The organism is Petrotoga sp. SL27, from assembly GCF_002924605.1.
GTDB lineage: Bacteria > Thermotogota > Thermotogae > Petrotogales > Petrotogaceae > Petrotoga > Petrotoga sibirica.
Map to the genome: position 1 here is coordinate 166,445 of NZ_JAIP01000023.1, position 23,381 is coordinate 189,825.

Here is a 23,381-nt window from a genome sequence, read left to right on the forward strand (position 1 = left end):
ATTGAGTAACTTTTTATATCCCATCGGATCTTAAAAAGAGACTCATCTTTTTAGAAAGGTCTATTTTTAAAAACCGAAGGGATAGCCGACTTTCGAATATTTGCTATTAGTACACATAATATATTCATATTCAGCATAGAACCACCCCTTTTTCGGTTTTTATTCAAACTTAGATATATTATACAACGTTTTTCCCTATGAACTTATTTCAGATGTTGTTTCCTTATTTTTTCTGTAGCAACTCTTTTCGGTACAAGAAAACCTTACATATTGTACTCTTTGCAATTAACTCTGCTCAAGTACTTCAACCAAATTGGTAGTTTCAAATCGTTTGGAATTTTGTAAAGCCTTTTCTTTATAATATGAGTATTTACTTGGATCATATAATAGCAATTTTACTTTTTCTAACCATTCTTGAATATCTTCGGGATTTTCTACAGTCATTTGTTCATTGCCAGCTGCTTCTGGTATACCTCCAATATGACTAGCTAAAATCGGTATTGAATTTATATTAGCTTCTACTATTCCTCTTCCAAAACCTTCCTTACACAAAGAAGGGAGGAGATAAATTTTGCCAGTTTCATATATCTTTTTTATATCTTGTTGTCTTTGTTTTAATGTAATATTAGGAATGCTATCAATTTCTTGTTGATATTTCAAAGGTGCAGGTCCCCAAGTTTCATAAATAACAAACTCTTCATTTTTGAAAATCTTGGCAAGAGATAATATTATTTCTATGCCCTTAACTTTGATAGGATTAAAAAAAAGTATTCGCTTTTTTTTATATTTTACAGATAAAGATTTATATTTTTGTTGAGGAAATAAAGGATAAACAACTGTTGTTTTTGATTGAAGCTCACTAGGTAAACGGTTACGAATGTCATTTGAAATGCATATAATTCTTGAAACAGTATTTGACCGAAGTACATCGAACTCATTATTTGAAATTATCATATTTTCTGAAGAAATGTGACTGTGAAAAAAATAAATAATTTTACATCCTTTTTCTACCGCATATCTACTTAATTCATATAATCCGTTTAATTGAGAAAATATAATATCTGGTTTATATTTATTAATAAGTGGCAAAGCATAATAATAAAAATTTTCTCTATTAGGGGAAAAGCATCTTCCAAAGACATTATTCACTTCTTCGTATTTTCCTTTTATAATTTTTTCATATTGCTTAGTATACAAATAATACCTTTCATTACAATTAATAGTTAACACATTGTAGCCCAACATCGCCAAAAACTCCAAAAAATCATTCATTGTTTCTTCTGCGCCCGATAATTGATAAGGAGGGAAACTGTTTGAATTACAAAATAGGATTTTCATTTTTGTATTTAATAGCTCCTTTAGCAACAGCAAATTCAATCATTCTTCCTACATATTCATAAATGCTTTCTAAACAACAAGTATAATTATTGATACATAAAATTCTATCGCAAAGATCTTGTATAATGCCTCTATTTTCCGCCACCTCGTTAAAAATCTTAGCAAATTTTTCTGTATTTATCTTGTCCAATAAAGTGGCAACTTCATTTTTATGAATCACATAATCAATTTGAGAAAATAAAAGTTGTATTGATAGCGTCTTACCATTCACCCTAAAATTTTCTAAGGAACTATTCAAAAAGCTATAAGGAATAAAATTCAAAAAAATAGCATGTTTGTATTCGAGATTATTACTTAAAATCACTCCTTTCTCACATAAGTTCTCATTGAATTTTGTACCTAAGAAAGGTGTTGCAAAGTAACGAGAATAAATAAACAAAGATTTTTTCTTTTTATATTTTTTTAAGGATTCGTAAGTCTCAAAAAGAGTTTTCATTGTTTCTCCATCATAAAAACACATAATTAGAAACTCAATCATTTCAAATTCTTTTTCACTCAACAAATTATAAGCTTCAATAAAAGCTGTTTTTTTATTTTTTTATTCATATTATTATATAAATCCTCATTTTGAGTTTCAAAGCCTAATTCAAATCCTTTACAACCACATTTTTTCATTCTTTCTAAAAGATGCCTATTTTTGCAAATGATTTCAGGCCTTGATAAACATATCCAATTGAACTTTAGCCTTTCTTTCTCAATTAGCCAAAGGAATTCATCCATCCATGTATCGCTAAATAATAAGTTATCATCATAAAAGTGATAATCAGAAATGTTATATTTTTCAATTTCTTTCTTAATTTCGTTAAACACTAAATGTGGTGATCTATACCTAACCGTCGTACCCCAAGTTAGATGGGTGGAACAAAAATCACATTTATACAGGCAACCTCTGGAAGCCATGATTGGTAAAGCATGTGAAGCTTTATTAATGTGGATATTCTCATTGTATCGTGTTAAATCAAAAATTTCCCAATTAGGAATTCCATATTTGTCAACATCATCTGAAAGATATATACATTTTTTTATATTTTCTCTTTCAGCTTGATCATATTTGGAGTTCATAACGATATTAGGAGGGTACTCCAGATTTTTGCATTCAAAAAAGACTTTTTTCAGTATTTTTCTAATGCTTCCTCGCCTTCACCGATGACGGAAAAATCGGCGCCACATTTTATAAACAGTTCAGGATCGACACTTACATGATTCCCACCACAAATAATTATTGGAGAAATATTCTTTTTGATTTTTTGAATAATATCTAAAGATTGAACTACTTGCATTGTTTTTACTGTTATAGCTAATGCATCTGGTCTTATTTCACAAATTCTTTTTGAAATTTCATCAGTAGATAATTCGTCAGGCAACGCATCAAGCAAAAAGCACTTTACTGAATTGCCAAAAACTTTATTAATATAAGAAAATAACATCGCTATCCCTAAGTGTGGAGGCTTATAAGTTTCCATTCCTTCAAATGGTGGTCTAACAAAAACCATTTTAATTTTTCTCAATTTATGTTCCCTTCCTTAAAATCAATTATAATTAATATGTCGGTAATATTTTTTGATCTTATTATCTAATAATTTACATAACTTACTTTTTTTAAATTCATCATATGAACACACCCCAAATTTTTCGCTCATTGTTAAAAAGTATTCAAATACCGCATACTCTATATGCATAAAGAAAAATAGATCTAATCTATTTTCTCCAGAATCAGGTTCTTTTTCGCTTATTGAAAGTACGAGTGAACTAAGAGATACATCATATTCATTTTGAAACTGACACATAGCATGATATAAACTCGATACGTCACTATTTACGAATTTAGGCACACTTTTACCATGTATGCTACCTTCATAAAATTGATGATATTTATTATAATAAGTAGTACCATAAAAAGGTATTAATGTTTGATATAAATTTTCTCTTGTATCATAATTGCAAAGATTGTTATTTTTCAAAAAATCAAACGAAATTCGAATATCTCTAAGAGATTCCAATGCCTCAAACATGATTATAAAAACGCTTATGTCAATATTACAACTTCTTAGAATATCAATAGCTTTTTGGTTTATTTTGTTATCAGTTTGTTTATTATAACGATTCAAGACCTCGTTGCTATTTGATTCTATACCTAAACTAATATGAAGCTTCCCACTATTTGCCAGCTCTATTATAGTTGTTTTATTATTAACTATTTGATCACTTCTCGTTTGAAAACTAATTTCTATGTTCGGATATAGTTTCCTTAGTTCTTCAATTATTCTTTTAGCTCTTAATGGATTTACAAAAAAATTATCATCAATAAAACTCACACATCTATATTTTAATTTTCCAAACTCTAACTTACATTCAGCCAAAACGTTTTCTACAGAGCGTGCTAACCAATAATTGCTTTTACAATTTACACAATAAGAGCAATTATCTAATCCCCAAGGCGAAAATTTTTCTACTATCGTAGCGATAAAAGCAAGCGAGATAGATAGAGTCACTATAGATGTGTTTCCGGCAAAATTAGCTACTATGAAAGCAACTATAAAAGAAACAATGTGAGACAATTATATTCATTTTCTCTCACAGCATCTAAGTTAGCATTATATAATTTCGCAGAAACTAGTACTGGTTTCTTTGAGTCATCATCAAATATTGTCAATAAGAGTGCAAAAATCATCATACATTTTCTGGGCTTCTTTAGCTTCAAATTCCCACATTTTTATAAAATTTTCATTTATGCTTTTGTATTTTAAATCTTTTGGCGAGTAGTTAAACTTCTTCATTACTTCAACAGGAATATATATTCTCCCATTATCAAAGTCTTCTCCTATATCCCTCAAAATATTTGTTATCCGCATCGCTTCCCCGAGCCTTATTTTATTAGTATCTATAAAATCAATATTTTTAGAAGCCAATATAGGAAGCAACATTTTTCCGACAGTTCCAGCAACATAATAACAATATTCTAAAAGTTCATCCTGAGTTTCTGGTTGAGTAAAATTAATATCCATTTTCTGCCCAACAATCATTTCATAAAACGGGGTAATATCCATATTATATTTTTCAAAGACATTTTTTAGAGCCCTCCATAAAGGTTCATTGGGAGTTTTACCATTGTCAAAATCAATTAATTTATTTTCTAATTCTTTCAATTTTTCAGGAGAATCATAGACATCAACCGCATCGTCAGCTACCCTACAGTATGCATAAACGGCATATATTGCATTGGCATTTTCTTCGTTTAACAGAGAAAAGGCTTTATAAAAGGTTTCTGAATTTTTTTTACTATGCTCTCACAATATTTATAATCTTCTTTTATACTAATTTGTTTCATTTTATATTTTTTATCATCATTTTCTAACCCCTTTTTCATCTTTATTTTATTGTAAACAATTTTTTTGTATTCAATTATTTCTTCTTTTGTTCACTTTCTTTTTCTTGTTTTTAGTTCTGGAATTGGAGTAAGTATATAGAGTACCTCTTTACCTTCTGGAGCTAATGACGGGTCTTCTTTTGTAGGAATATAAATATAAATTGAAGGATCCTTGGGATCTGTCCCTTGAAAGATATCTGATAAGTTCTTTTCAAAATCATCTGCAAACACAATATTGTGCAACCTGGTGTCATCACTAACTTTTTTATTCAACCCAAGATACATCAGAAATGCTGAACTTGAATAAACCATTTCATCAATTTTTTTATCGGTGTATTTGCCTTTATCCTTTTCTCTTTTTATAAGATTTTTCATAGCATATGGAAAATCTGCATCAACCAAAACATAATCAGCCTTTATAGTCTCTCCATTTACTTTGATTCCTTCAACTTTTTTGCTATTTACAAAAAGTTCTTGGACTTCAGAATTCAAATGTATTTTCCCACCTAATTCTTTAAAAAGTCTTGCCATTGATGTAGCCATAGTGTACATCCCACCTTGAATATATACCACACTCCGTAAACTGTTTCTATCATAGGAATTATAGTATATATATAAGGCCCATCATGTGGAGAAATACCGATGTAAAGTGTTTGGAAACTCAACATTTTCATTAATCTATCATCTTCAACAAATTTAGAAATTTAATTATATGCGTTGTTGAACGTTTTTAATCTAAATGAATTTAACAAAGTTTTTAGATTATAAAAATCTTTAACATCCCTAAAAGATTTTTCTATGAAATGTTCTTTTGCTACTAGATATCTTTTATAGGTTTGAGTTAAGTATTTATAATAACCCAAAGTATCTTTGTAACTTATTCCTTCAAGAAAATTTGATAAATCAGATAGATCAGTCGAAACATCAATTGATTAGTCTCTTGTATACTGTCTAGAATAAATGGGATTTAATTTCTTCATAGGAATATAATCATCTGGATTTTTTCCAACCCGCTTGAAAACTTCTTTATATACGTCTGGCATCATTACAATAGTTGGCCCCATATCAAATTTAAAGCCATTTTCTTCAATCTGGTACATTCTACAGCCAACTTTGGGATTTTCTTCATATATTTCTACATCATATCCATTATTTTGAAGCCTTATAGCACTTGCCCTGCTGTGCCAGCTCCTACAATGATAACTTTCTTTGACATAAAATTTCCCTCCTCAACATTTTTTTGAGTACCTTCAAGAAATTCTAAAAAAATCAATCAAAGGTATTTTAAATAAGGATCAGGGAGTTATTTAGCTCTATTGAGTATAATTATAAAAATCGTTTTTTTAAATTAATTGTTAAAAAGTAATAAGTTTTTATGTTTTATTGAAATCCAACAAAAAATTTAGTATATTGTTCCGTTTAGTTATCAAAAAACTTTTATTCTCGTTGCAAGTCCTAAAACAATATTAATATCTTCAATTAAAGCTATTGGACTGCTGATCTCATTTTGAAAAGATAAACCAGCGTATAAATTTAACCCATCAAAAATCCATATTTTATTCTTAAAATCCTGTACTCCATAAAAAGAAACCATGTAATTTTCAATAGAAAAATCATCATTAAAACCGATAGCGCCTTCTATATTTAAATAACTGTCTGATGAATCTTCTTTTATGATATTAACACTTGTTTTTGCAAAAGCTCCAAAGTTTCTAGAGATCATATGATCATTTGAGTTCACGCCCCATGCTGTTTCCTCATAATAAATAGCTCCAAAATCAAAATAGATAAAGTCGGCATCGTACCCTAATGCTGAAAAGACTGATGATTGGTTGTTGAATGTATTTGAATACCCGAGACTGAATTTCACTGGCACACCATTTAACTCATTAAACCCCCCTTTTATATATGCCCCGTTGTTAACTTGCGAAACTCCCGTTTCCATAAATCCAAACAGGCTCCATCTCAACCCCCATGCGGGATTAAATGTATCTATATAAATAAATCCTTCCTCAATAACCCCAGCTTCAGGGGTTAAAAAAGAAACAGAAAAGACAGATAAACCAACAGTAAAAATCACTAACAACGAAATAACTAATTTTTTCACTTCCTTCACCTCCATACATATAAATAATACTGTCTTCAGAAACTCTAAAACATGCAATGTAACCAAAGTTTAATGCCTACAATACCAAAGAATTATCTCCTCTTTATATAATTTTTTTGATACCAAAAATTTGCTACTAAATAACTATAATTACTATTAATTCTCACGAATAGTATAAACTTATTGTTTTGGATTAACCTGTTGATAATCGCTGCTGTCGACTATTTTCGTTCTTTTAGAGAATATTTGGAGATGGCTTCAGCCTTACCAGTATACATTTCCTCAGGTGTTACAAAACCTATCCCCTGATGAAGTCTCCGGTAATTATAGTAGTTAATAAAGGCATCTATTTCCTTCCTGGCTACGAGTATATTGGGATAATGGTCTTTTAAGTATACATGTTCATATTTTAGTGTTTTATGAAATACCTCTATTCTTCCGTTAGTCTCAGGATGTCTTACAGCTGTTCTTACATGCTTTATACCCAGCTTTTTAAGGTATTTCTTAAAACTTTTAGAGGTTGGTTGTGTACCGTTATCTGTTATTAAAATAGATTTCTTGGATTTGTCCAATAGATTTGCTTTTAATAAAGCATAATCTATTACCCTTTCCCAGTCTTTAGATGTCATAGTATATGTAAGTTCATGATGTATTATCTTTCTCGAGTATTTCTCGAGTATTTATCGAGTACAGAAATCAAATAACAAAAGCCTTTACCAACGGGTATGTAGGTAATATCGCTGTGTCATACCTGATTTGGTCCAGTTACCTTTAACTCTCTCTTGGTTATTTCACGTTTCTTTATCCTGTGAGTTCTTATCAGGTTATTTTCTTTAAGAACCCTATATACAGAAGAAGGTGATACGTATGCTACATTCTCCCTTATCATCATATATGCCAGTTTTCTATGGCTGATAGTTGGGTGTTCAAGGGCAAATTCAACTATAGCCTCTTTCTCTTCAGTAAGTAATGAATGAGCTCTTAAAGGTTTCTTTACTTCCTTTTCTCTTAACCATCTGTAGTATCTATTAGGATTAAGCTTTAATACTTTACATGTTTTATATACGGGCCATTTTGTCTCCTGAATAAGCTTTATAAGGGCTTGTTTAATCTGCGGTGAAAAATGTTTGCCTTTAAGAGAGCCGGACAGGCCTAGTCCACTTTTTTTTGAGAATTTGGTTTTCTATGGATAAGTCCACAATGGTCTTTTCAAGCTTTTTAACCTGGTCCTCAAGTTCTTTAATTCTTGGATCTTCCTTAGGCTTATTACCGTTAGCCTTCAGGCCTTCCAGACCGCCGTTCATAAATTGGTCAGTCCATCTTTGAAGGTCAGAAGGATATATATTATACTGACGGCATATTTCGGCTTTCTTAATATCACCGCGAAGACCTTCTAGAACAATATTCATTTTCTCTTCCGGTGTAAATCTTCTTTTTGGCATGGTAATTCCCTCCTACTGAATCTATTTTACCGTTAGTCCAGGGATATTACCATGAAATATTAGTTTTAAAATTCTCTGATTTTACACCAATGGTTCAGAAACATTATAGGAACATGAGTTTTGTAGCTAAGTCGGATAACTGCACGTATCCTAGTTCATCAATTTTCAGTAAGTCTACTTTGCTTAACTTTTTTAGATCTTCGTTAGCTCTCATTCTTCTGCATTGTCAACTAATTTGTAAAAAAACAAAAATATTATATAATTGTATTATACCATCTTTATCAACTTTTTCCCTTCTGTACAATTTTTTTCGACCAAACTCATTATGTAGGATTTTGGTGATAGTAGTAACTTTTCCTTTTACGGACACTTATTTTTGACGCACTTTTCATTTAATAAGTGCATTTTTTCTTATCCTCAAAGAATGATATAATATAAAATGATTCTTAAAGTTGATATTGAAAGAACAAAAAAGTGAAGAAGGTGAAATACAAATGGAAAGTTTAGGTTTGGAAGAAATAATTCAAACTCTAAGAAGCTTAAAGAAACAAATTGAGGAAAATTACAAAGCTGAAATTATAGGAATCTTTGGGTCTTACGCCCGAAGAGAAGAGAAAAGTGATAGTGACTTGGATATAATAGTTAGATTCGAAGAAGGAGCAACTTTGTTCGATTTAGCAGGATTATCAATTTTCTTACGGAAAAATCTGAATGTTAAAGTTGATGTTGTTTCAGATAGAGCTATAAGAGAAGAGTTAAAAGATAAAATATTAAAAGAAGCTATATTAATATGAAAAGAGACTACACTCTTTTTTTTAAAATTTTATAAGTTGGAGAAGATGTATGGCTAAAAGGCAAAAAACTACAAAAAAAAATACAAAATATAAAATTGAAGTTTTAATCGATTTGGCAAAGAGGGAACTACTCAATCACGGCATCACTAACTTCAATTATGAAAAGGTTATCTACGATGCCAAACTCAGCAAATCGACTGTTTATAAAAAGTTTGGAAAAAAGGATGAATTCATAATTTTTATTATTAAGAGTTTATTGGACGATTTCTTCACCCCTTTTAAAAAATACGTAGATAATTTTCACACTTTCCACGAAGTGCTTGAGTATCTATCAAACTTAAACTTCGATGTTCAATCTCTAATGAAAGAGTATCCTATAGATGATTTATTTGAACATCCTCACATTACTTCCATCATAAACGATTACTACTATCAACGTTTTGGTAAGGTAATCATAGAAAAGATTGCTGAGTTTCAAAATGCTGGACAAATAAGAAAGGATATCGAAGCTAAATACATCTTAGAATTTCTTACTTCTGTTACCAAAGGTATGGGTATGATGCTCAAAGACCATGATTTCAAAGAAGTTATAGGTAATTATACAAAGTTAATCGAAACCGCCTTAGCTTACAAAATAAATTCTGAAAAGGAGTGAATAATATTAAATCCAAAAATCACTTAAGATCTAGTAATTTTTTGACCGTCTTGAGTCTCACAATCTTTATTTTAGTTTTTTTTAATGTCAGTACAGTTGTCATAGCTGCTCCTATTTCGAGTAGGGTTCCAATTGCAAGAGATAATGAAGATTCCTCAAAAATACAAATAATAGAACCGTCTAAAATTGTTGAACCTGTACCCAAACCTGTTCCCACAATTCCACCTTCAAACACAATAACTCCCCAAATCCAAAATGAATTAATTTCAAAATTGGAAACTTTTCAAGGATTCGTTGGGTTTGAATTGAGAGATCTTGGCACCATTGAAGTTCTTTTCGACTACAATTCAGATAAATTATTCATCCCTGCCTCAAACACAAAATTAATTACCGCCCTCGTTGCCTTGGAAAGTCTAGGGAATAATTACAAATTTGAAACTAAAATATACCATACAGGGGAAATATCACCCCATTTCAGAGGAAATCTGTATATAAAAGGATATGGAGACCCCGTTTTAACTTCTTTACAATATAAAGAATTGCTAAAAAGGGCGACGGTAGATAGAGGAATAAAAAGGATATATGGTGATATTATTTTCGATTATTCTTTCATAAATGAAGAAGGTTTCGGGAGAGGCTGGATGTGGGATGACCCTCAACCACAAATAGCTGCAATTAATATTTGGCAAACAAGCCATGAATCTTTTAAATATAAAACAAATTATGAAATAAAAGATTACATAAACTTTCTCACGACATTATTCTTAGAAGAAATAGGTGTTGAATTTCGGGGAGAAATAAGGTATGAAGAAGTGCCTTCTAGCGCTAATCTTATATATTCTAATTATTCTCCACCTCTAATCAATATAATACAAAAAATGTTGGAAACAAGCGATAACCAGATAGCCGAACAGATTTTTAGAAATCTTGGCGCCATTTACGGTAAAGGGAAAATAGAAGATTCCGAAAGTCACTTTCAAAAAGTGATCAAAGAAACCTTAGGGTACGAAACAACCGACTATGTAATTAAAGATGGTTGTGGATTATCGATGTACAACATGTTATCTCCAAAGATGATATCAGATACATTATTTTATTTATATTCAAAGTATCAATCTAATTTGTTTGATTACTTAGCATCACCATACGAAAAAAGCACACTTGAAAATCGTTTTAACTTTGAAATTTATGCGAAAACTGGAACTTTATATTACGATTCTGCCATCAGTGGGATTTTCAAATCAAAAAGTGGAAATTATTACCTTTTCAGCTTAATGGAAAATAACTTTCCCTTTGATGTTTTGAAAGTGAAAGAGTTTGAAAATTCCATAATCAACTATCTCTATGAACACTTATAATAACAAAAGGGGGGAAAATTTATGGGTGAAGAGTTCAATGGGTACTACAGATTTCCGACCATTTACAACGATCAAATAGCCTTTGTTGCAGAAGATGACATCTGGGTAGTCCCTTCTTCAGGGGGAATAGCCAGAAGGTTAACCACTAATGTTGGAGAAATCTCAGATCTAACTTTTTCTGAAGACGGAAAATGGATAGCTTTCACAGGAAGAGACGAAGGTGTACCAGATGTCTATATAATTCCATCCACAGGAGGTGTCCCAATTAGAGTAACATACTTAGGTGCAAACAGCAAAGTACTTTGCTGGCATGACGGAAAGATAATCTTTTCATCAAATTATACCCAACCGTTTAAAAGGATTACATCCCTATGGGAAGTCGACGTTGAAGATAAGAGGAAATTGAAACAATTGGATTTTGGTATAGCCACTGAAATCTCATTTGGTAAAGAAAAAGGTGTTGTCTTGGGAAGAAAAACAGGAGAGCCAGCTCGATGGAAAAAGTACAGAGGTGGAACAGCTGGGGAATTACTGATAGACGTTGAAGGAAACTACAACTTCAGAAAATTGATCGACTTAAAATCCAACTTTGCCAATCCAATATGGATCCAAGATCGAATTTACTTCGTCTCAGACCATGAAGATGTCGCTAACATATACTCTTGTACCGTAGAAGGAAAAGATCTAAAAAAGCATACTTATCATAACGATTTTTATGTCAGAAATCCAAAATCTGATGGAAAAAATATTGTATATCATGCCGGTTCCGATATTTACATTTTGAATTTATTAAATAACGTATCAAAAAAGGTAAATATAAAATACTACAGTACCTTACCACAAAGAAACAGAAAATTTGTTGACCCGACACAGTATTTTGAAGGTTTCTCTATTTCTAAAGATGCTGAGAATTTAATAACTACTCATAGAGGCAAAAGCTTTTATTTCAATAACTGGTATGGTCCTGTTAAACAACTAGGAAAAGAAAACGGCGCCAGATATAGACTTACCACATACCTAAATCTGAAAGATGAAGAAAAGGCTGTAACGATCAGCGATGAAAATAATTATGAACGTATTGAGATATACGATTTAAAAACTGGCAATTTAGTCGATAAAGTCGAAGAATATGATTTAGGAAGGGTTATGAATATAGTTGCCTCTCCTAAAGAAGAAGAGATTTTGTTAACTAATCAAAGGAACGAACTTATCTTGATTGATTTGAGAAACCATGAGAAGATTGACGTGGATAAAAGTACAATTGGTCCCATTAATGGATATTCTTTCTCTCCGGATGGTAAATGGGTTGCTTATTCAAAATTTATAAACAGTAAACAAGCGGCTATTATGATATTTGATAAGGAAAAAGGAGAAACACACCAAGTTACTAAACCTATTCTGTTCGATGTAGACCCTGTCTTTGATCCAGAAGGAAAATTTCTTTATTTTTTATCTTATAGAATATTCAATCCAATCGAAGATAGATTTCAAATGAATTTAGCATTCGCAAAAGGAACCAAACCTTATCTTCTAACACTCAAAAAAGATATCTTTTCACCTTTTCAGGAGTTAATTAAAGAAGAAAAAGAGAAAGAAAGAGACAAAGAAGAAGAAATAAAAGTTGATATTGATTTTGATAACATCGCTGATAGGATTATACCATTCCCAGTTAGTGAAGAAAGATATGTAAAGATACAAGCTGCAAAAGATAAAGTTTTTTATACTATTGCTCCCGTAAGCGGTATACTGGAAGATGAAGAAGATATGCTCAGTGAGAAACACGAAAAATTAACCTTGAAATACTACGATCTCGCTGAAAAAGAAGAAAAAACCTATCTTGAGGGAATTTCAGAATTTCAAATTTCCGAAGACAAAGAAAAAATCGCAATTCTGATAGACGATGAATTACGAATTCTTAACACTTCTAATCCACCTTCTCCAGATCAAGAAAAAGAATGTGAAAATAAGTATACGAGAAAGTGCGGTTGGATAGACCTTCACAGAGTCAATGTGGAAGTGCAACCATTGTTAGAATGGAAACAAATGCTCTGTGAAGCTTGGCGTCTACAAAAATTTTATTTTTGGAACAAGGATAAACTAAACAAAATTGAATGGGATAAAATATTAGAAAAGTATTATCCTCTTGTTGAAAGAATAGCAACAAGAACAGAGTTTTCTGATTTAATATGGGAAATGCAGGGAGAATTAAAATCATCACATGCCTACGAGATGGGAGGAGAATACAAACCCAAACCAGTTTACAAAATTGGATATTTAGGGGCAGATTTGGTACTGGACGAAGATAAAAATCTTTACAAGATTAGTCATATTGTCAACGGAGACATATGGGACGAAAATAATAAACCACCATTACTTGGAGCAGGAGTTGAGGTAAAAGAGGGAGATTATCTATTATCGATAAACGGCGTAGAAATAAAGGATAAAATACCCTATGAAATTTTGGTGAATCACTGTGGTGAAGATGTTGAAATAGTAGTAGCAAGCAACGATAATATTGAACATAAGAGAAAGTATGTTGTCAAAACGTTAAAAGATGAAACGCCTCTAAGATATAGGGAATGGGTAGAACAAAACAAAAAATATGTTCATGAAAAAACTGATTCACGAATTGGATACATTCATATCCCAGATATGGGTTACACTGGATACGCAGAATTCCATAGAAACTTCTTAAGCGAAGTTAGATACGACGGACTCATAATAGATGTAAGAGTCAATAGTGGTGGCTTTGTATCTTCAATGATTTTGGATAAATTGAATAGAAAGTTTATTGGATATGATCTCTCACCATATAGAGAGGCCGAAGCCTATCAATATGACAGCGTTAGAGGTCCAATGGTTGCTATAACGAACGAGTTTGCTGGTTCAGATGGAGATATTTTTAGTCATTCATTTAAATTGATGAAACTAGGGAAACTTATAGGTAAGAGAACTTGGGGCGGAGTGATTGGAATCTGGCAGAGGGTTCTGTGAATAAACTGAAAGTTATTAAAAGGATAATGTATGGAAGAAACAAATTTGAGATGTTGAGACAGAAAGTACTTTTTTTGATAATAATGGATTGGATTCAACAATCAATGGAAAGAATCAACTTTTAGTTTAGTAAGTACATATAATTCCTCTAGAGGAATTTTCAATTAGAATTTGGGGTATTTTTAGAATATCATAAACAAAAAAACTATCTTGAAACGCGACCAATATTTCATTGGACAGAGAAAAAGATAAAAGAACATATTGTAATGAATTTCGTATCTTAGATTATGCAAAGATCGCTTAAATTAGAAATAAAATATTTGTTATTAAGTGCAACTAAAATACTCCAAGACAAGCGGTTTTTATACATGAAGCAGGTTGAACTTGACTAAAAAATTTTCTTTTATTTTCTTCAACCTCTTTAGGACTTGTCTGAGTAATGTTACCGAGCCTATACATTTTATCATCTTTATGTTGATAACATGGATATATACTTCCATCCGAATCGATTACTATAGATTGTCTTGCGAAAGTGCAATCACTCAATCTTGGTGGAGCTCCAAACTTCATAACTGAATAAATTAATCCTAAATAGTATTTTTTATTATTTAGTTTAGCCCATGAATTTAAGCTGTTTAATATTAAAGATTGTTCTTGATTGGAGCAATTACCTAAAAATAGTGGGTTATCTTCTCCAACTGCAATAGGATGAAACCTGATTCCAAAATTATTCTGCCTTGCAAAATTTATTAGTTCTTCAATTTGATTAAAATTACCTTTACTAATAGTAGAGGTCAAATACCTACGCCTGACCTTATGATCGCGTAGTTTTAAAATCCCTTCCATTGTTCTTTCAAATCCACCACGATGTTGTTCGTGATAATTAGAAGATATACTGTCTATACTCACACAAACCTCAACATTATTATCACGAAAGAAATTTACATGTTTATCAGTTAGTAATGTGCCATTGGTCAAAACTCTGGTATCAATTCCGTATCTTATAGGTATCTTCACAAACTCAAAAAAATCTCTCCTTAATAAGGGCTCTCCTCCTGTAAAGGTAATGGATTCTATTTTCATTAAATGCATGCATTTTTTAAGCCATTGTTCGACATCTGAAGGTTTTAAGCTAGTCGGCGAATAGTGAAGGTTACCTACCCGATAATAGCAATAGGAGCAACTTAAATTACAACCACCCATAATTAAAAAAGATTGATGGAGCATCTCTTCACCTCTTGTTGGAATTATCCTGAAAATAACTTCACCAGGAATTGAATGTCTATTTTTGCTGCTGATGCAAATCTGCTTAAAAATTCATCAACTTGAACAGTTTGAGTGCTAGAACAAAGCAACTCATTTAAAAGATTGAAGTAACTGTTTGTTCCTAATGTTTCAAACATATCGTGCCATTTCAACAATAGAAACGCATACTCTTGAAATTTATTATTTAAAATTTCATTTTTTTTGTACCAGTTTAAACGACGTTCTAAAAAGGAATGCCCAAAACGGTAAGCATCATATAATAACTGTAAATGTTCTGCTATTGTTTCTGTAAGTAACAATGCACCTTTACCCATAAACTTAATATTATTTCCAAACCACTGATGAGCGATTTCATGGGGTAAATAACTAAATAATAGAGTTTCTGGACTGGCTAACAATACCTTTCGAAATAATATTAAATGTGAAAAACTTACTGCATTCGCAATATCTCCTGAATATGTTGAAATGTGAAGATACTTAAGAGGTTTAAAGTGGTCTTCATAATATTGAATAATTTTTGTAATTTCTGCTTTATAATCCCATTTATCTTTAAGTGGAACATTAGATATAACTGATCCGTAATAATAACTGTATTGAAAATTGCTAGGTTCGGTCTCTATATTAATTACAATATTTCTAATATCTTCAAAAAACAATTCATTTTCGTTAGCTACACTATGATTTGAAGAATAATAAAGAGAACTATCATTAATTTTTACAACAGCTGGACAAGGAATTGTCCAGATGGGGAGTGTAAACGATCCTTTTTGTGACGTTATCAGCAATGAAGAAACATTTTCCCAGACAAGTATATAACTTAAATTTATCCTACGTATTTCTTCATGAAATGCCACAATAATAAAAGGACCAAATCTTTGATAATCAACAATCATTAAATCATTGATTGATATTTTGTTTATTTTTTTTATTTTTTCTTCAACTAATAGTATCAAATAAGAGTCTATATTAACTCCTCTTATTTGGTACTGTACATTTAGGGTCAATTCATTTCCTACTTTTTCGATTACAATATTTGCTTGACATTTATCAAAAAGCTCATCTCTACCATCAAAAAAAACTGTTAGCCACTCTATCGTATTCTCAGTATAGTAAGCAACAAAAATCTTCCTTTCTCCTTTTTTACCGAAAAGGACTAAAAAGAACTGGTCCCCATCTTCGATTGGTATATAAGGAATTAAATCGTGAAAGTCGATCCAATTACCGTTAAGAGATAAAATTTCTATCTTTTTTTTATTGTAAAGAAAATGTCTTATTGTCATGACGTAAATCATTCCAAAATTGTTATCGTAGGTTCATCAATTATGATGTCATAATGATAATCAGTGGAAATTTGCCCACCTATATCTGTATTGTTACCAAAACCAAAATGGCAAGTTCCGTAAGCCTTTTCACCTGAAGATAACGAAAAGAGCTTAGCCATTGATCTATTGGTGCCTATGCCAAATTCGCCTAAAAAGGATTCATTAGGTATTTTAAGAAACCTTTCATCTTCAAATCTAGCAACACCATTCTTTATACTAATCTCTATCTTTTTCTTACCCACTTTTGTTACTAGTACTCCATTTGAAGCTTTTTCAATGGGCGCAAAAAAGACCTCTCCACATGGCAGTTGCAAAATACTTTTATTCGTTTTGTTAATAAGACAATCTTCAGTATGGATAGGGCGCTCTTCTCGTTTAATTAATATGTCGGTACCGTTACTTGTGGTTATTCGATATGCACGCCCCTTATTCAACCAATTTTTTAAGCGTTCATTTTCTGTACGAACATTTGAGTAATCAGCACATAAAGCCCGGATATATAAGTGACTTACTAGTTCTTTGAGCGAAGATTCTATATCTTCAGGTGGCCAGTCAATCATAATAGTAGGTTGACCAGAGGTTTGAAGTTCGATAAATCTCTCATGCAAGCGTTTTTGAAATATATAATCGCGGGCATCTATTGGTAGTCCGAATATCGTTAAATCAGCTTCGTAGAAACCTAACTGCTCAATAAAAAATAATCCATTTTCACATCTTTTGGGAATCCACGAGTTAATATCTTTTTCTTCATTAGGAATACGAACCATTATAGTATTAACTTCATATTTTTCCAATACTTTTTTAAGTTCTGTCCAAACGTATTCATTCTCTTTAAAGATAATGATCACTTTTTTAAATTGATCAATCACTCTGCATTCAGATAATACCTTATGAAAACAAGCATTAATTTCACTAATTTGATTCCTCGACATTCTGCACTCCTTCTTTCACTGCTCTTATTGCAGTACCAATTTTGATTAATAGAGTAATAGTAATAATGCTTCCTATAAATGCCAACAACCAATTGTAGCGAAAACCTATCTGATCCGCAATATAACCACTTACCAAAGGGATAGTGAAACCAAACAAGGATCCAGCAGCAGAAATAGCTGAAATATAAGATGCTCTCCTCTCACTTGGAATGAGATCATGAACCCATACTGAACTAGCACTCATATCTATGCCCAATCCCAATTCTATTAAACTGGCACCTAAGTAGAAAGCAACAATTGAAGTGTGAGAAGCGATTGTAATAGAACCTATTGCAATTAAACCTTGCCCCATTATTGATACTTTCACACCTTCAAAACGCTTTAGAAGTATGCCTGCTAAACTATTTCCGACTGCTAAAACTACAAGAAAAATGGCCATTGTAAAACCTAAGTATGCCGTAGACAATTTAAGCTCTTTGACCATATATAATTGCCATATCATTACAAAGGTCTGGAAAGCAATTCTTCCTGACATAGAGTAAATCAAAATTAATCTCATTGTGGTACTTTTAAAAATATCAATTGTGTTTCGAACAAGGGCTTTCCTAAATGAAATTGCCCTATCTCCGTAATTTTCATTTAAAATGAAAATAAGAATGATGGATGCCCCAAGTGCCATTATACCAGCAATAAATAAGGGAAAATCCGGACGACCAATTGCAAGAACAGAGGACAATAAAGCCACAATGGCACCGAATATTAGTGAAATTGCATTTGCATTAGGAAACACTTTCGCTTTTAAATGCGATCGACCTTCTTTAGTAATTTCATCTACAAACCAAGCTCCTGGAGTACCACTAATCAACGATACGCCGATTGCCCACAATAAAATACTCAAAATAAAAGTGAATAGATTACTTGCTTGGAAAAATACCAGTAAACCGATGGACCATATAAAAAATCCTAACACTAACGATCTTTTCCGACCGTATTTATCTGCAATGTTTCCAGTTGGATAGTCAAATATACTTAATGCTATTGAAGAAATCGCTAATACCTGTCCGATTTGAAATGAAGTTAATCCCCTTATACCCATATGAGCAACATAGACAGTCCCAAATAATTTATCAATACCCTCATAAAGCATAATAATAAAATAATATTTTATTATTGTAGAGTCAAGTTTGATTAATTTACCAAAACGCCCCATAGGTCAGACCCTCCAGTTTTTATAAGATTATTATCGATACCATTTACTTCACTGTATTTTTGTATAGCTAAGGTACCCACAAGGGGCGCCAAAGTATCAATTGGATTTAAATATGCTTCAAGTAGAATTGATGCAATAATTTCAGAAGGCAAGTCGGTTAAGTTAGACAAATAAGAAATTGAAGATGACCAGTCAGCATCCTGTTTGTGAACGCATAACACCGCCAAAGCCTTTAGAGCCATAGCAAAATGATCCCTTTTATTCCAAAGGTTCTTTTCTTGATCAAAGTTCAATAATAAATACTGGTCTTGGACATACTTTGCCCAACCTTCTATGAAAAAAATGTTCTCATATGATAATCTACATAAATTATTCTTGTTACTTGAATAGTAAAGTGTGCGTTCATAATGGTGACCAGGGTATACCTCATGTACTAAATCTAAGATAAGTTGGCTTTGGTTAGTATAAGAGCTTGGTCTACAGAAAAAGTAAAAGGATGGATCATTCGTTAATGTATTAACTATCGCGTACGAAGCTCGTGGCTCGTTAATATCTTCATCGTTTAGATCATTTATTAATGAAATTTTTAAACTACCAAGTAACATATTAGAGATATCAAATAGACTAGCGAAGGCAATGGATATGTCTTGTAATTTTTTTTTAATCCAAGCTTTTTCAAACTTAATACCATTCTTTTTAGTTCGTATCTGAGAAGCAATTACTTTGGTATCTGATATTATCTTCAAGCATTTTTCTCTAAGGAAATCTGAATCTATCTTAATTCCAGAGATATTATCAATAACACTTTCAAGCTGATTTAAATTCCAAGGTTGTATAATCGGATGTAGAACTGTTTTGTCCTCCAACCTGTTTCTAAACTCTTGTAGGGGTTTTAAAATAGACTGTATAAATTTTTCTGATTCCCCCCGATTAACTAGGACTTCCTCGAGCATCTGAGAAATACGTTTTAATTTTATAGAACCCCATATTCGTTCTATGGATGGCACCTTTTGCCAATCTAAATTTTCGATCGCAGTAAAACATAGATCAGGTATAGACTTTATACGAGCATCAAACCATTCCTTACTAAAGCTTTTCGATAATTCAGATTGGAATATATCCACGAAAAAATTCAGCTGTCGTTCGATATAAAAATAAGGTCTCGTCTGCCATTCTGACAAAACATCTATTTCAAATAATCTATAATTTATCGATTTAATTAGCATTTGAACATCAATTGAATCCTGTTGAATAGCTAGTAATTTATTTTTTAGCTCATATAATTTATTAATAGAAGATATTATTACTGACTTATTAAGTGTTACAAACGGAACCTGGCTATCTAATCCCCATCTCATTATTCTTCCCGGAAGAATTTTTCGCACGACTTTTAAATACTCCTGACATAACTCCATCGTTTTAACTTGATCAAACCTCGCTTCTTGTTCTGTTTTTACTCTATTACTTTCCATCTTCCAGCACCGTCCTTAGGAAATATTATTAAATCATATATTGAGTCGGTTTTGAATATTTGAGACATGAGTCTTTCCCAACCAAATGCAATTGTATAAAGAGGTGGAGCTCCATTCTGAAGAGCCTCAATGTAGTAATTATAATCTTCCAAATTTATATTCGCTCCCCTGCTTGCAACAATTAAGTTCTCCTTAAACTTTAGAGCATCATGTTCTTTTTCACCACCACTTGCAATTTCTACGCCATTTAAAATTAAATCATGACTTCTTAAATATATTTTTCCATTTTCTTTATAAGTACGGCCAAACAAACTTCTGCTAAAATGTTTCAGGTACTTTAATTCCTTTTCATTTAACTCATCCATTTTAAATAAATATGGGAAGTTCTCCACCCATCCAATACCTATCTCTTTTATTGATTGGTTTAAGTATTTCGCTAATTGTCGACAAAAAGCTTTTATTAGTGGATCGTACCTTTCACTCTTAGGTTGAAGCATAAAAAGTGTAACATCACTTTTTATATTAAATTTAGAAATCCACGCTTTAAAATTTTTCAAGTGGATATTACCATACTTTTTCACATTTTCACCCGACATGGTCATAATGCCTACATTTTCGAAGTACTTACTTAGAGTTTCAAGCATCGTTCGAAGAACAAATTCAGGCAGTAATGATTTTACTAATACACCTTGAAAAAGACTATCAGTTTGAGAATTAATAATTTCTTTCGAATAAATAATTGGAGTTAGAATCTCATTATATCGAAAGTCAGGTCTATCATTACCAAATTTCATGATTGATTCATCGTACGTTATTCGAGAGAAACTATTTAAAAAACCTTCGCCTTTTAAATTGTTTATGAGATGCGAAATCAATCTCTCAGAAAATTCTCTTCCTTCTTCCATGCTGGTAAAAGCCATAGTTAAGTGTAATTGGTTAAATTCTAGTGACCTAGTATTATCATCTCCCTCGGGATCCCACCTAAAACAGCGAGAAAATTGAAATGTCCTTTCAAGACCGCCAATTGCAATTAATAGTGATGGAACTAATGGAGATTGAAGGAGGGAATACATTGAATTATGAAATTCAGGATGAACAACCTCTAACTCCAGCTGCCCATATTCTCTAACAGGCGGCTCCCATAATATGGGTGTTCTTATTTCTATAAAATTGTTTTCTAATAGAAAACCTCGAACGAGTTGTTCAGCGATATTTATCTGCCAAAGTAAGTTCACATGTTCTGTTTGTCTATATTTTTTTATTGATTGAACTTTATCGTTTGATATAATTAGATCCGATCGGCTTATTATGCTCAATTCTTTTACCATTATTTTTTTACCACAATAAAGCCCCTTGACCTCGACACGGCTTCCTATTTCAGAAGAAAGTTTTTCATCGATATCTTTTATAATGATTGCACCCGTGAAATCACGAACAATTAAGTCTTCATTGGATACGGCTAACCAACCGCAAATTTTTACCATAGAATTTTCTGGCAGTTGATCCAACTGTTTAATCAATGTTCTTTTTTTATGATTCACCTTTTCACCACCCACTCGACCATATCTTTATAAAATTTACATCGATCTGGATTTAATTCCCCCCTGCGTAAAGCCAGTTCAAGGCTGCAAGGACCACCACAGATTTGACTAGCAATGCAAGTATCACATTCAGGATGATCAGAAGTGTTATAATGCCACAAACTGAATTTTGATTCTTGCTTTATCTGTTTTGGGTCATCCGATACACATCTATCGTCTTGGTGATGAACAAGACAATAAGAAAAATTCCCTGTTGCAGAAACATATACTGGCCACTCTGCCTCAACTTCTCCACTATTTCCATCCACACAACGACCAACTTGAGCAGACTTTAATTTGATTATTTTGGGAATGAATGTCCCAGGTCCATAGAAATTAACATTTTTTTCAATGCAGTATTCCCACACCTTCTGAATGGCTTTCGCAAGATCATGTCCTTCTACCTCCCAACCTGCCTCTGTCGGTTGAGGAGAGTTAACACCAACAGTTGTTGCTCCCAAATCTTCAACAAAATGCTTAACAATGTCTGGAATAAGAACCAAATTGTCATTCCTTGGTGTAAGCAAAATACTAACATTTCCGCCTGAACTCCTAAAATTATGAATTCCTTGTAAAACTCTATCATACGTTCCTTGCCCACCTTTAAACACGCGAGTTTTATCGTTCAAGTCTTTCCACCCATCAAGGCTAAATGTTACATCAAAATTCCATTTGTTTAAATAATCTGCAATTTTTTTTGTCATAAGAGTTCCATTAGTTGTAATTATTTGTGAATAATCGCTTATAATATTTTTATTTTTCGCATCAACTAACATTTCATTACCCTTCTGTATTAGATCAAATTTTAGAAGTGGTTCCCCACCAAAATACTGTACACGTGGTACGTTTCCTCGATTCTCCTCAATAAACCAGTCCATAATCTCAAAAAATTTTTTCATACTCATAACTGGCTGACGGTGCTTATAAAATTGTTGTTGAAAACAGTAGGAACAAGCCATATTGCATTGCTCAGTAAGAGCAATGCGCATAAAACCTATCCTTCCCTTCTTCTCTCTCAGTGCCTCACTCCGCAGTTCCCTCAATCGTCTTAATGCTTGATTTGACTCGTTTTCCTCTTTATAAACAATAATTTTTGAATCAAATAATTCAGATAACTCTTTAGTAGTGTTTACACACTTTGAAGGAACCAAATATTTATTTATAATTTCGTAGTAAGATTGTTCTCCTTCAAATATTTCAAGATTCAAGCTATTGAATATTATTGTTTTATCACCTTTTTTAAATGTATGAATGTATCTTGATTTAACAAGTTCTTTTCCTAATTTTATCATTCAAATGCCCCACCTTTATATGTTGTAATAGTAACCCGAAGAAGGGAGGAACACTTAGTATTCCTCCCTCGTATAATATGTATGGATATGAAACTCAAAAAATGGTACTAAAAATTTGTTTTTTGCTCTTTTTTATTATTTCTTTTGTAAAGAGATGCCCTAATGCTAAAATAGTATCAGGATGATTAGCGA

24 protein-coding genes are annotated in these 23,381 nt (G+C 31.9%); 5 read left to right on the forward strand and 19 right to left on the reverse strand.

Features of this window, described 5'->3' with window-relative positions:
- Positions 1–285: 285 nt before the first annotated feature.
- From AD60_RS08735 to AD60_RS08785, 12 genes are all read right to left on the reverse strand, one after another.
- The gene (locus AD60_RS08735; protein WP_103877362.1) at positions 286–1,338 is read right to left on the reverse strand and encodes a glycosyltransferase family 4 protein; all 1,053 of its coding nucleotides are present in this window, start codon (positions 1,336–1,338) and stop codon (positions 286–288) included.
- Positions 1,319–1,897 (reverse strand): hypothetical protein, encoded by a 579-nt coding sequence (locus AD60_RS08740; protein WP_134079999.1) that lies wholly within the window; start codon positions 1,895–1,897, stop codon positions 1,319–1,321. Before AD60_RS08740 ends, AD60_RS08735 begins: the two co-directional genes overlap by 20 nt.
- Complete coding sequence (locus tag AD60_RS08745) at positions 1,894–2,460, reverse strand: radical SAM protein (RefSeq protein WP_103877364.1); 567 nt, start codon at positions 2,458–2,460, stop codon at positions 1,894–1,896. Before AD60_RS08745 ends, AD60_RS08740 begins: the two co-directional genes overlap by 4 nt.
- 50 nt (positions 2,461–2,510) lie before the next feature.
- Positions 2,511–2,906: a cobalamin-dependent protein gene (locus AD60_RS08750; RefSeq protein WP_103877365.1), complete on the reverse strand. Its 396-nt coding sequence runs from the start codon at positions 2,904–2,906 to the stop codon at positions 2,511–2,513.
- 21 nt (positions 2,907–2,927) lie between these two features.
- Positions 2,928–3,956, reverse strand: a complete 1,029-nt coding sequence (locus tag AD60_RS08755) for a radical SAM protein (protein WP_103877366.1) — start codon at positions 3,954–3,956, stop codon at positions 2,928–2,930.
- Positions 3,957–4,037: 81 nt separating this feature from the next.
- Entirely contained in the window at positions 4,038–4,640 is a 603-nt protein-coding gene (locus tag AD60_RS08760; protein ID WP_103877367.1) for a phytoene/squalene synthase family protein, read from the reverse strand.
- A 176-nt stretch (positions 4,641–4,816) separates the two neighbouring features.
- Positions 4,817–5,377, reverse strand: a complete 561-nt coding sequence (locus AD60_RS08765) for an NAD(P)/FAD-dependent oxidoreductase (protein WP_134080000.1) — start codon at positions 5,375–5,377, stop codon at positions 4,817–4,819.
- Positions 5,378–5,697: 320 nt separating this feature from the next.
- Positions 5,698–5,931, reverse strand: a complete 234-nt coding sequence (locus tag AD60_RS08770) for an NAD(P)-binding protein (RefSeq protein WP_103877369.1) — start codon at positions 5,929–5,931, stop codon at positions 5,698–5,700.
- Between the two features lie 260 nt (positions 5,932–6,191).
- Positions 6,192–6,872, reverse strand: coding sequence for a hypothetical protein (locus AD60_RS08775; RefSeq protein ID WP_103877370.1), 681 nt, complete (start codon positions 6,870–6,872; stop codon positions 6,192–6,194).
- Positions 6,873–7,093: 221 nt separating this feature from the next.
- Entirely contained in the window at positions 7,094–7,552 is a 459-nt protein-coding gene (locus AD60_RS08780) for an integrase core domain-containing protein (RefSeq protein WP_304465922.1), read from the reverse strand.
- A gap of 65 nt (positions 7,553–7,617) precedes the next feature.
- The gene (locus tag AD60_RS10760) at positions 7,618–8,022 is read right to left on the reverse strand and encodes a transposase (protein WP_134080004.1); all 405 of its coding nucleotides are present in this window, start codon (positions 8,020–8,022) and stop codon (positions 7,618–7,620) included.
- Positions 8,006–8,314 carry a transposase gene (locus AD60_RS08785; RefSeq protein WP_103877372.1) on the reverse strand — a complete coding sequence of 103 codons (309 nt, stop codon included), beginning with the start codon at positions 8,312–8,314 and terminating at the stop codon, positions 8,006–8,008. Before AD60_RS08785 ends, AD60_RS10760 begins: the two co-directional genes overlap by 17 nt.
- 494 nt (positions 8,315–8,808) lie before the next feature.
- On the opposite strand from AD60_RS08785, the gene AD60_RS08795 reads away from it, so the two are divergent.
- From AD60_RS08795 to AD60_RS10615, 5 genes are read left to right on the forward strand one after another with little or no spacing between them, the layout of a single operon-like run.
- Entirely contained in the window at positions 8,809–9,108 is a 300-nt protein-coding gene (locus AD60_RS08795; RefSeq protein ID WP_103877398.1) for a nucleotidyltransferase family protein, read from the forward strand.
- A 49-nt stretch (positions 9,109–9,157) separates the two neighbouring features.
- Positions 9,158–9,763 (forward strand): TetR/AcrR family transcriptional regulator, encoded by a 606-nt coding sequence (locus AD60_RS08800; RefSeq protein ID WP_103877373.1) that lies wholly within the window; start codon positions 9,158–9,160, stop codon positions 9,761–9,763.
- A gap of 41 nt (positions 9,764–9,804) precedes the next feature.
- Positions 9,805–11,121: a D-alanyl-D-alanine carboxypeptidase/D-alanyl-D-alanine-endopeptidase gene (locus AD60_RS08805; protein WP_169960605.1), complete on the forward strand. Its 1,317-nt coding sequence runs from the start codon at positions 9,805–9,807 to the stop codon at positions 11,119–11,121.
- Between the two features lie 21 nt (positions 11,122–11,142).
- Complete coding sequence (locus AD60_RS10765; protein WP_103927578.1) at positions 11,143–14,115, forward strand: S41 family peptidase; 2,973 nt, start codon at positions 11,143–11,145, stop codon at positions 14,113–14,115.
- A complete protein-coding gene (locus AD60_RS10615; protein WP_255396828.1) occupies positions 14,112–14,240 on the forward strand; it encodes a hypothetical protein in 129 nt (42 codons plus the stop codon). The genes AD60_RS10765 and AD60_RS10615 overlap by 4 nt, the downstream gene beginning before the upstream one ends.
- A gap of 211 nt (positions 14,241–14,451) precedes the next feature.
- Here AD60_RS10615 and AD60_RS08815 read toward each other — a convergent pair whose 3' ends face one another.
- Genes AD60_RS08815 through AD60_RS08845 form a run of 7 tightly spaced genes read right to left on the reverse strand, consistent with a single transcriptional unit; the run spans position 14,452 to position 23,189 of the window.
- Positions 14,452–15,342: a radical SAM/SPASM domain-containing protein gene (locus AD60_RS08815; protein ID WP_103877376.1), complete on the reverse strand. Its 891-nt coding sequence runs from the start codon at positions 15,340–15,342 to the stop codon at positions 14,452–14,454.
- A gap of 20 nt (positions 15,343–15,362) precedes the next feature.
- Complete coding sequence (locus AD60_RS08820) at positions 15,363–16,661, reverse strand: hypothetical protein (RefSeq protein ID WP_103877377.1); 1,299 nt, start codon at positions 16,659–16,661, stop codon at positions 15,363–15,365.
- A gap of 8 nt (positions 16,662–16,669) precedes the next feature.
- On the reverse strand, positions 16,670–17,635 hold the full coding sequence (locus AD60_RS08825; RefSeq protein ID WP_103877378.1) for an aminopeptidase: 966 nt from the start codon (positions 17,633–17,635) through the stop codon (positions 16,670–16,672).
- A complete protein-coding gene (locus AD60_RS08830; protein WP_103927579.1) occupies positions 17,616–18,845 on the reverse strand; it encodes an MFS transporter in 1,230 nt (409 codons plus the stop codon). Before AD60_RS08830 ends, AD60_RS08825 begins: the two co-directional genes overlap by 20 nt.
- On the reverse strand, positions 18,824–20,317 hold the full coding sequence (locus AD60_RS08835) for a DUF885 family protein (protein WP_103877380.1): 1,494 nt from the start codon (positions 20,315–20,317) through the stop codon (positions 18,824–18,826). The genes AD60_RS08830 and AD60_RS08835 overlap by 22 nt, the downstream gene beginning before the upstream one ends.
- Positions 20,299–21,858 (reverse strand): amino acid--tRNA ligase-related protein, encoded by a 1,560-nt coding sequence (locus tag AD60_RS08840; protein WP_103877381.1) that lies wholly within the window; start codon positions 21,856–21,858, stop codon positions 20,299–20,301. Before AD60_RS08840 ends, AD60_RS08835 begins: the two co-directional genes overlap by 19 nt.
- Entirely contained in the window at positions 21,855–23,189 is a 1,335-nt protein-coding gene (locus tag AD60_RS08845) for a radical SAM protein (RefSeq protein WP_103877382.1), read from the reverse strand. The genes AD60_RS08840 and AD60_RS08845 overlap by 4 nt, the downstream gene beginning before the upstream one ends.
- Positions 23,190–23,381: the final 192 nt, after the last annotated feature.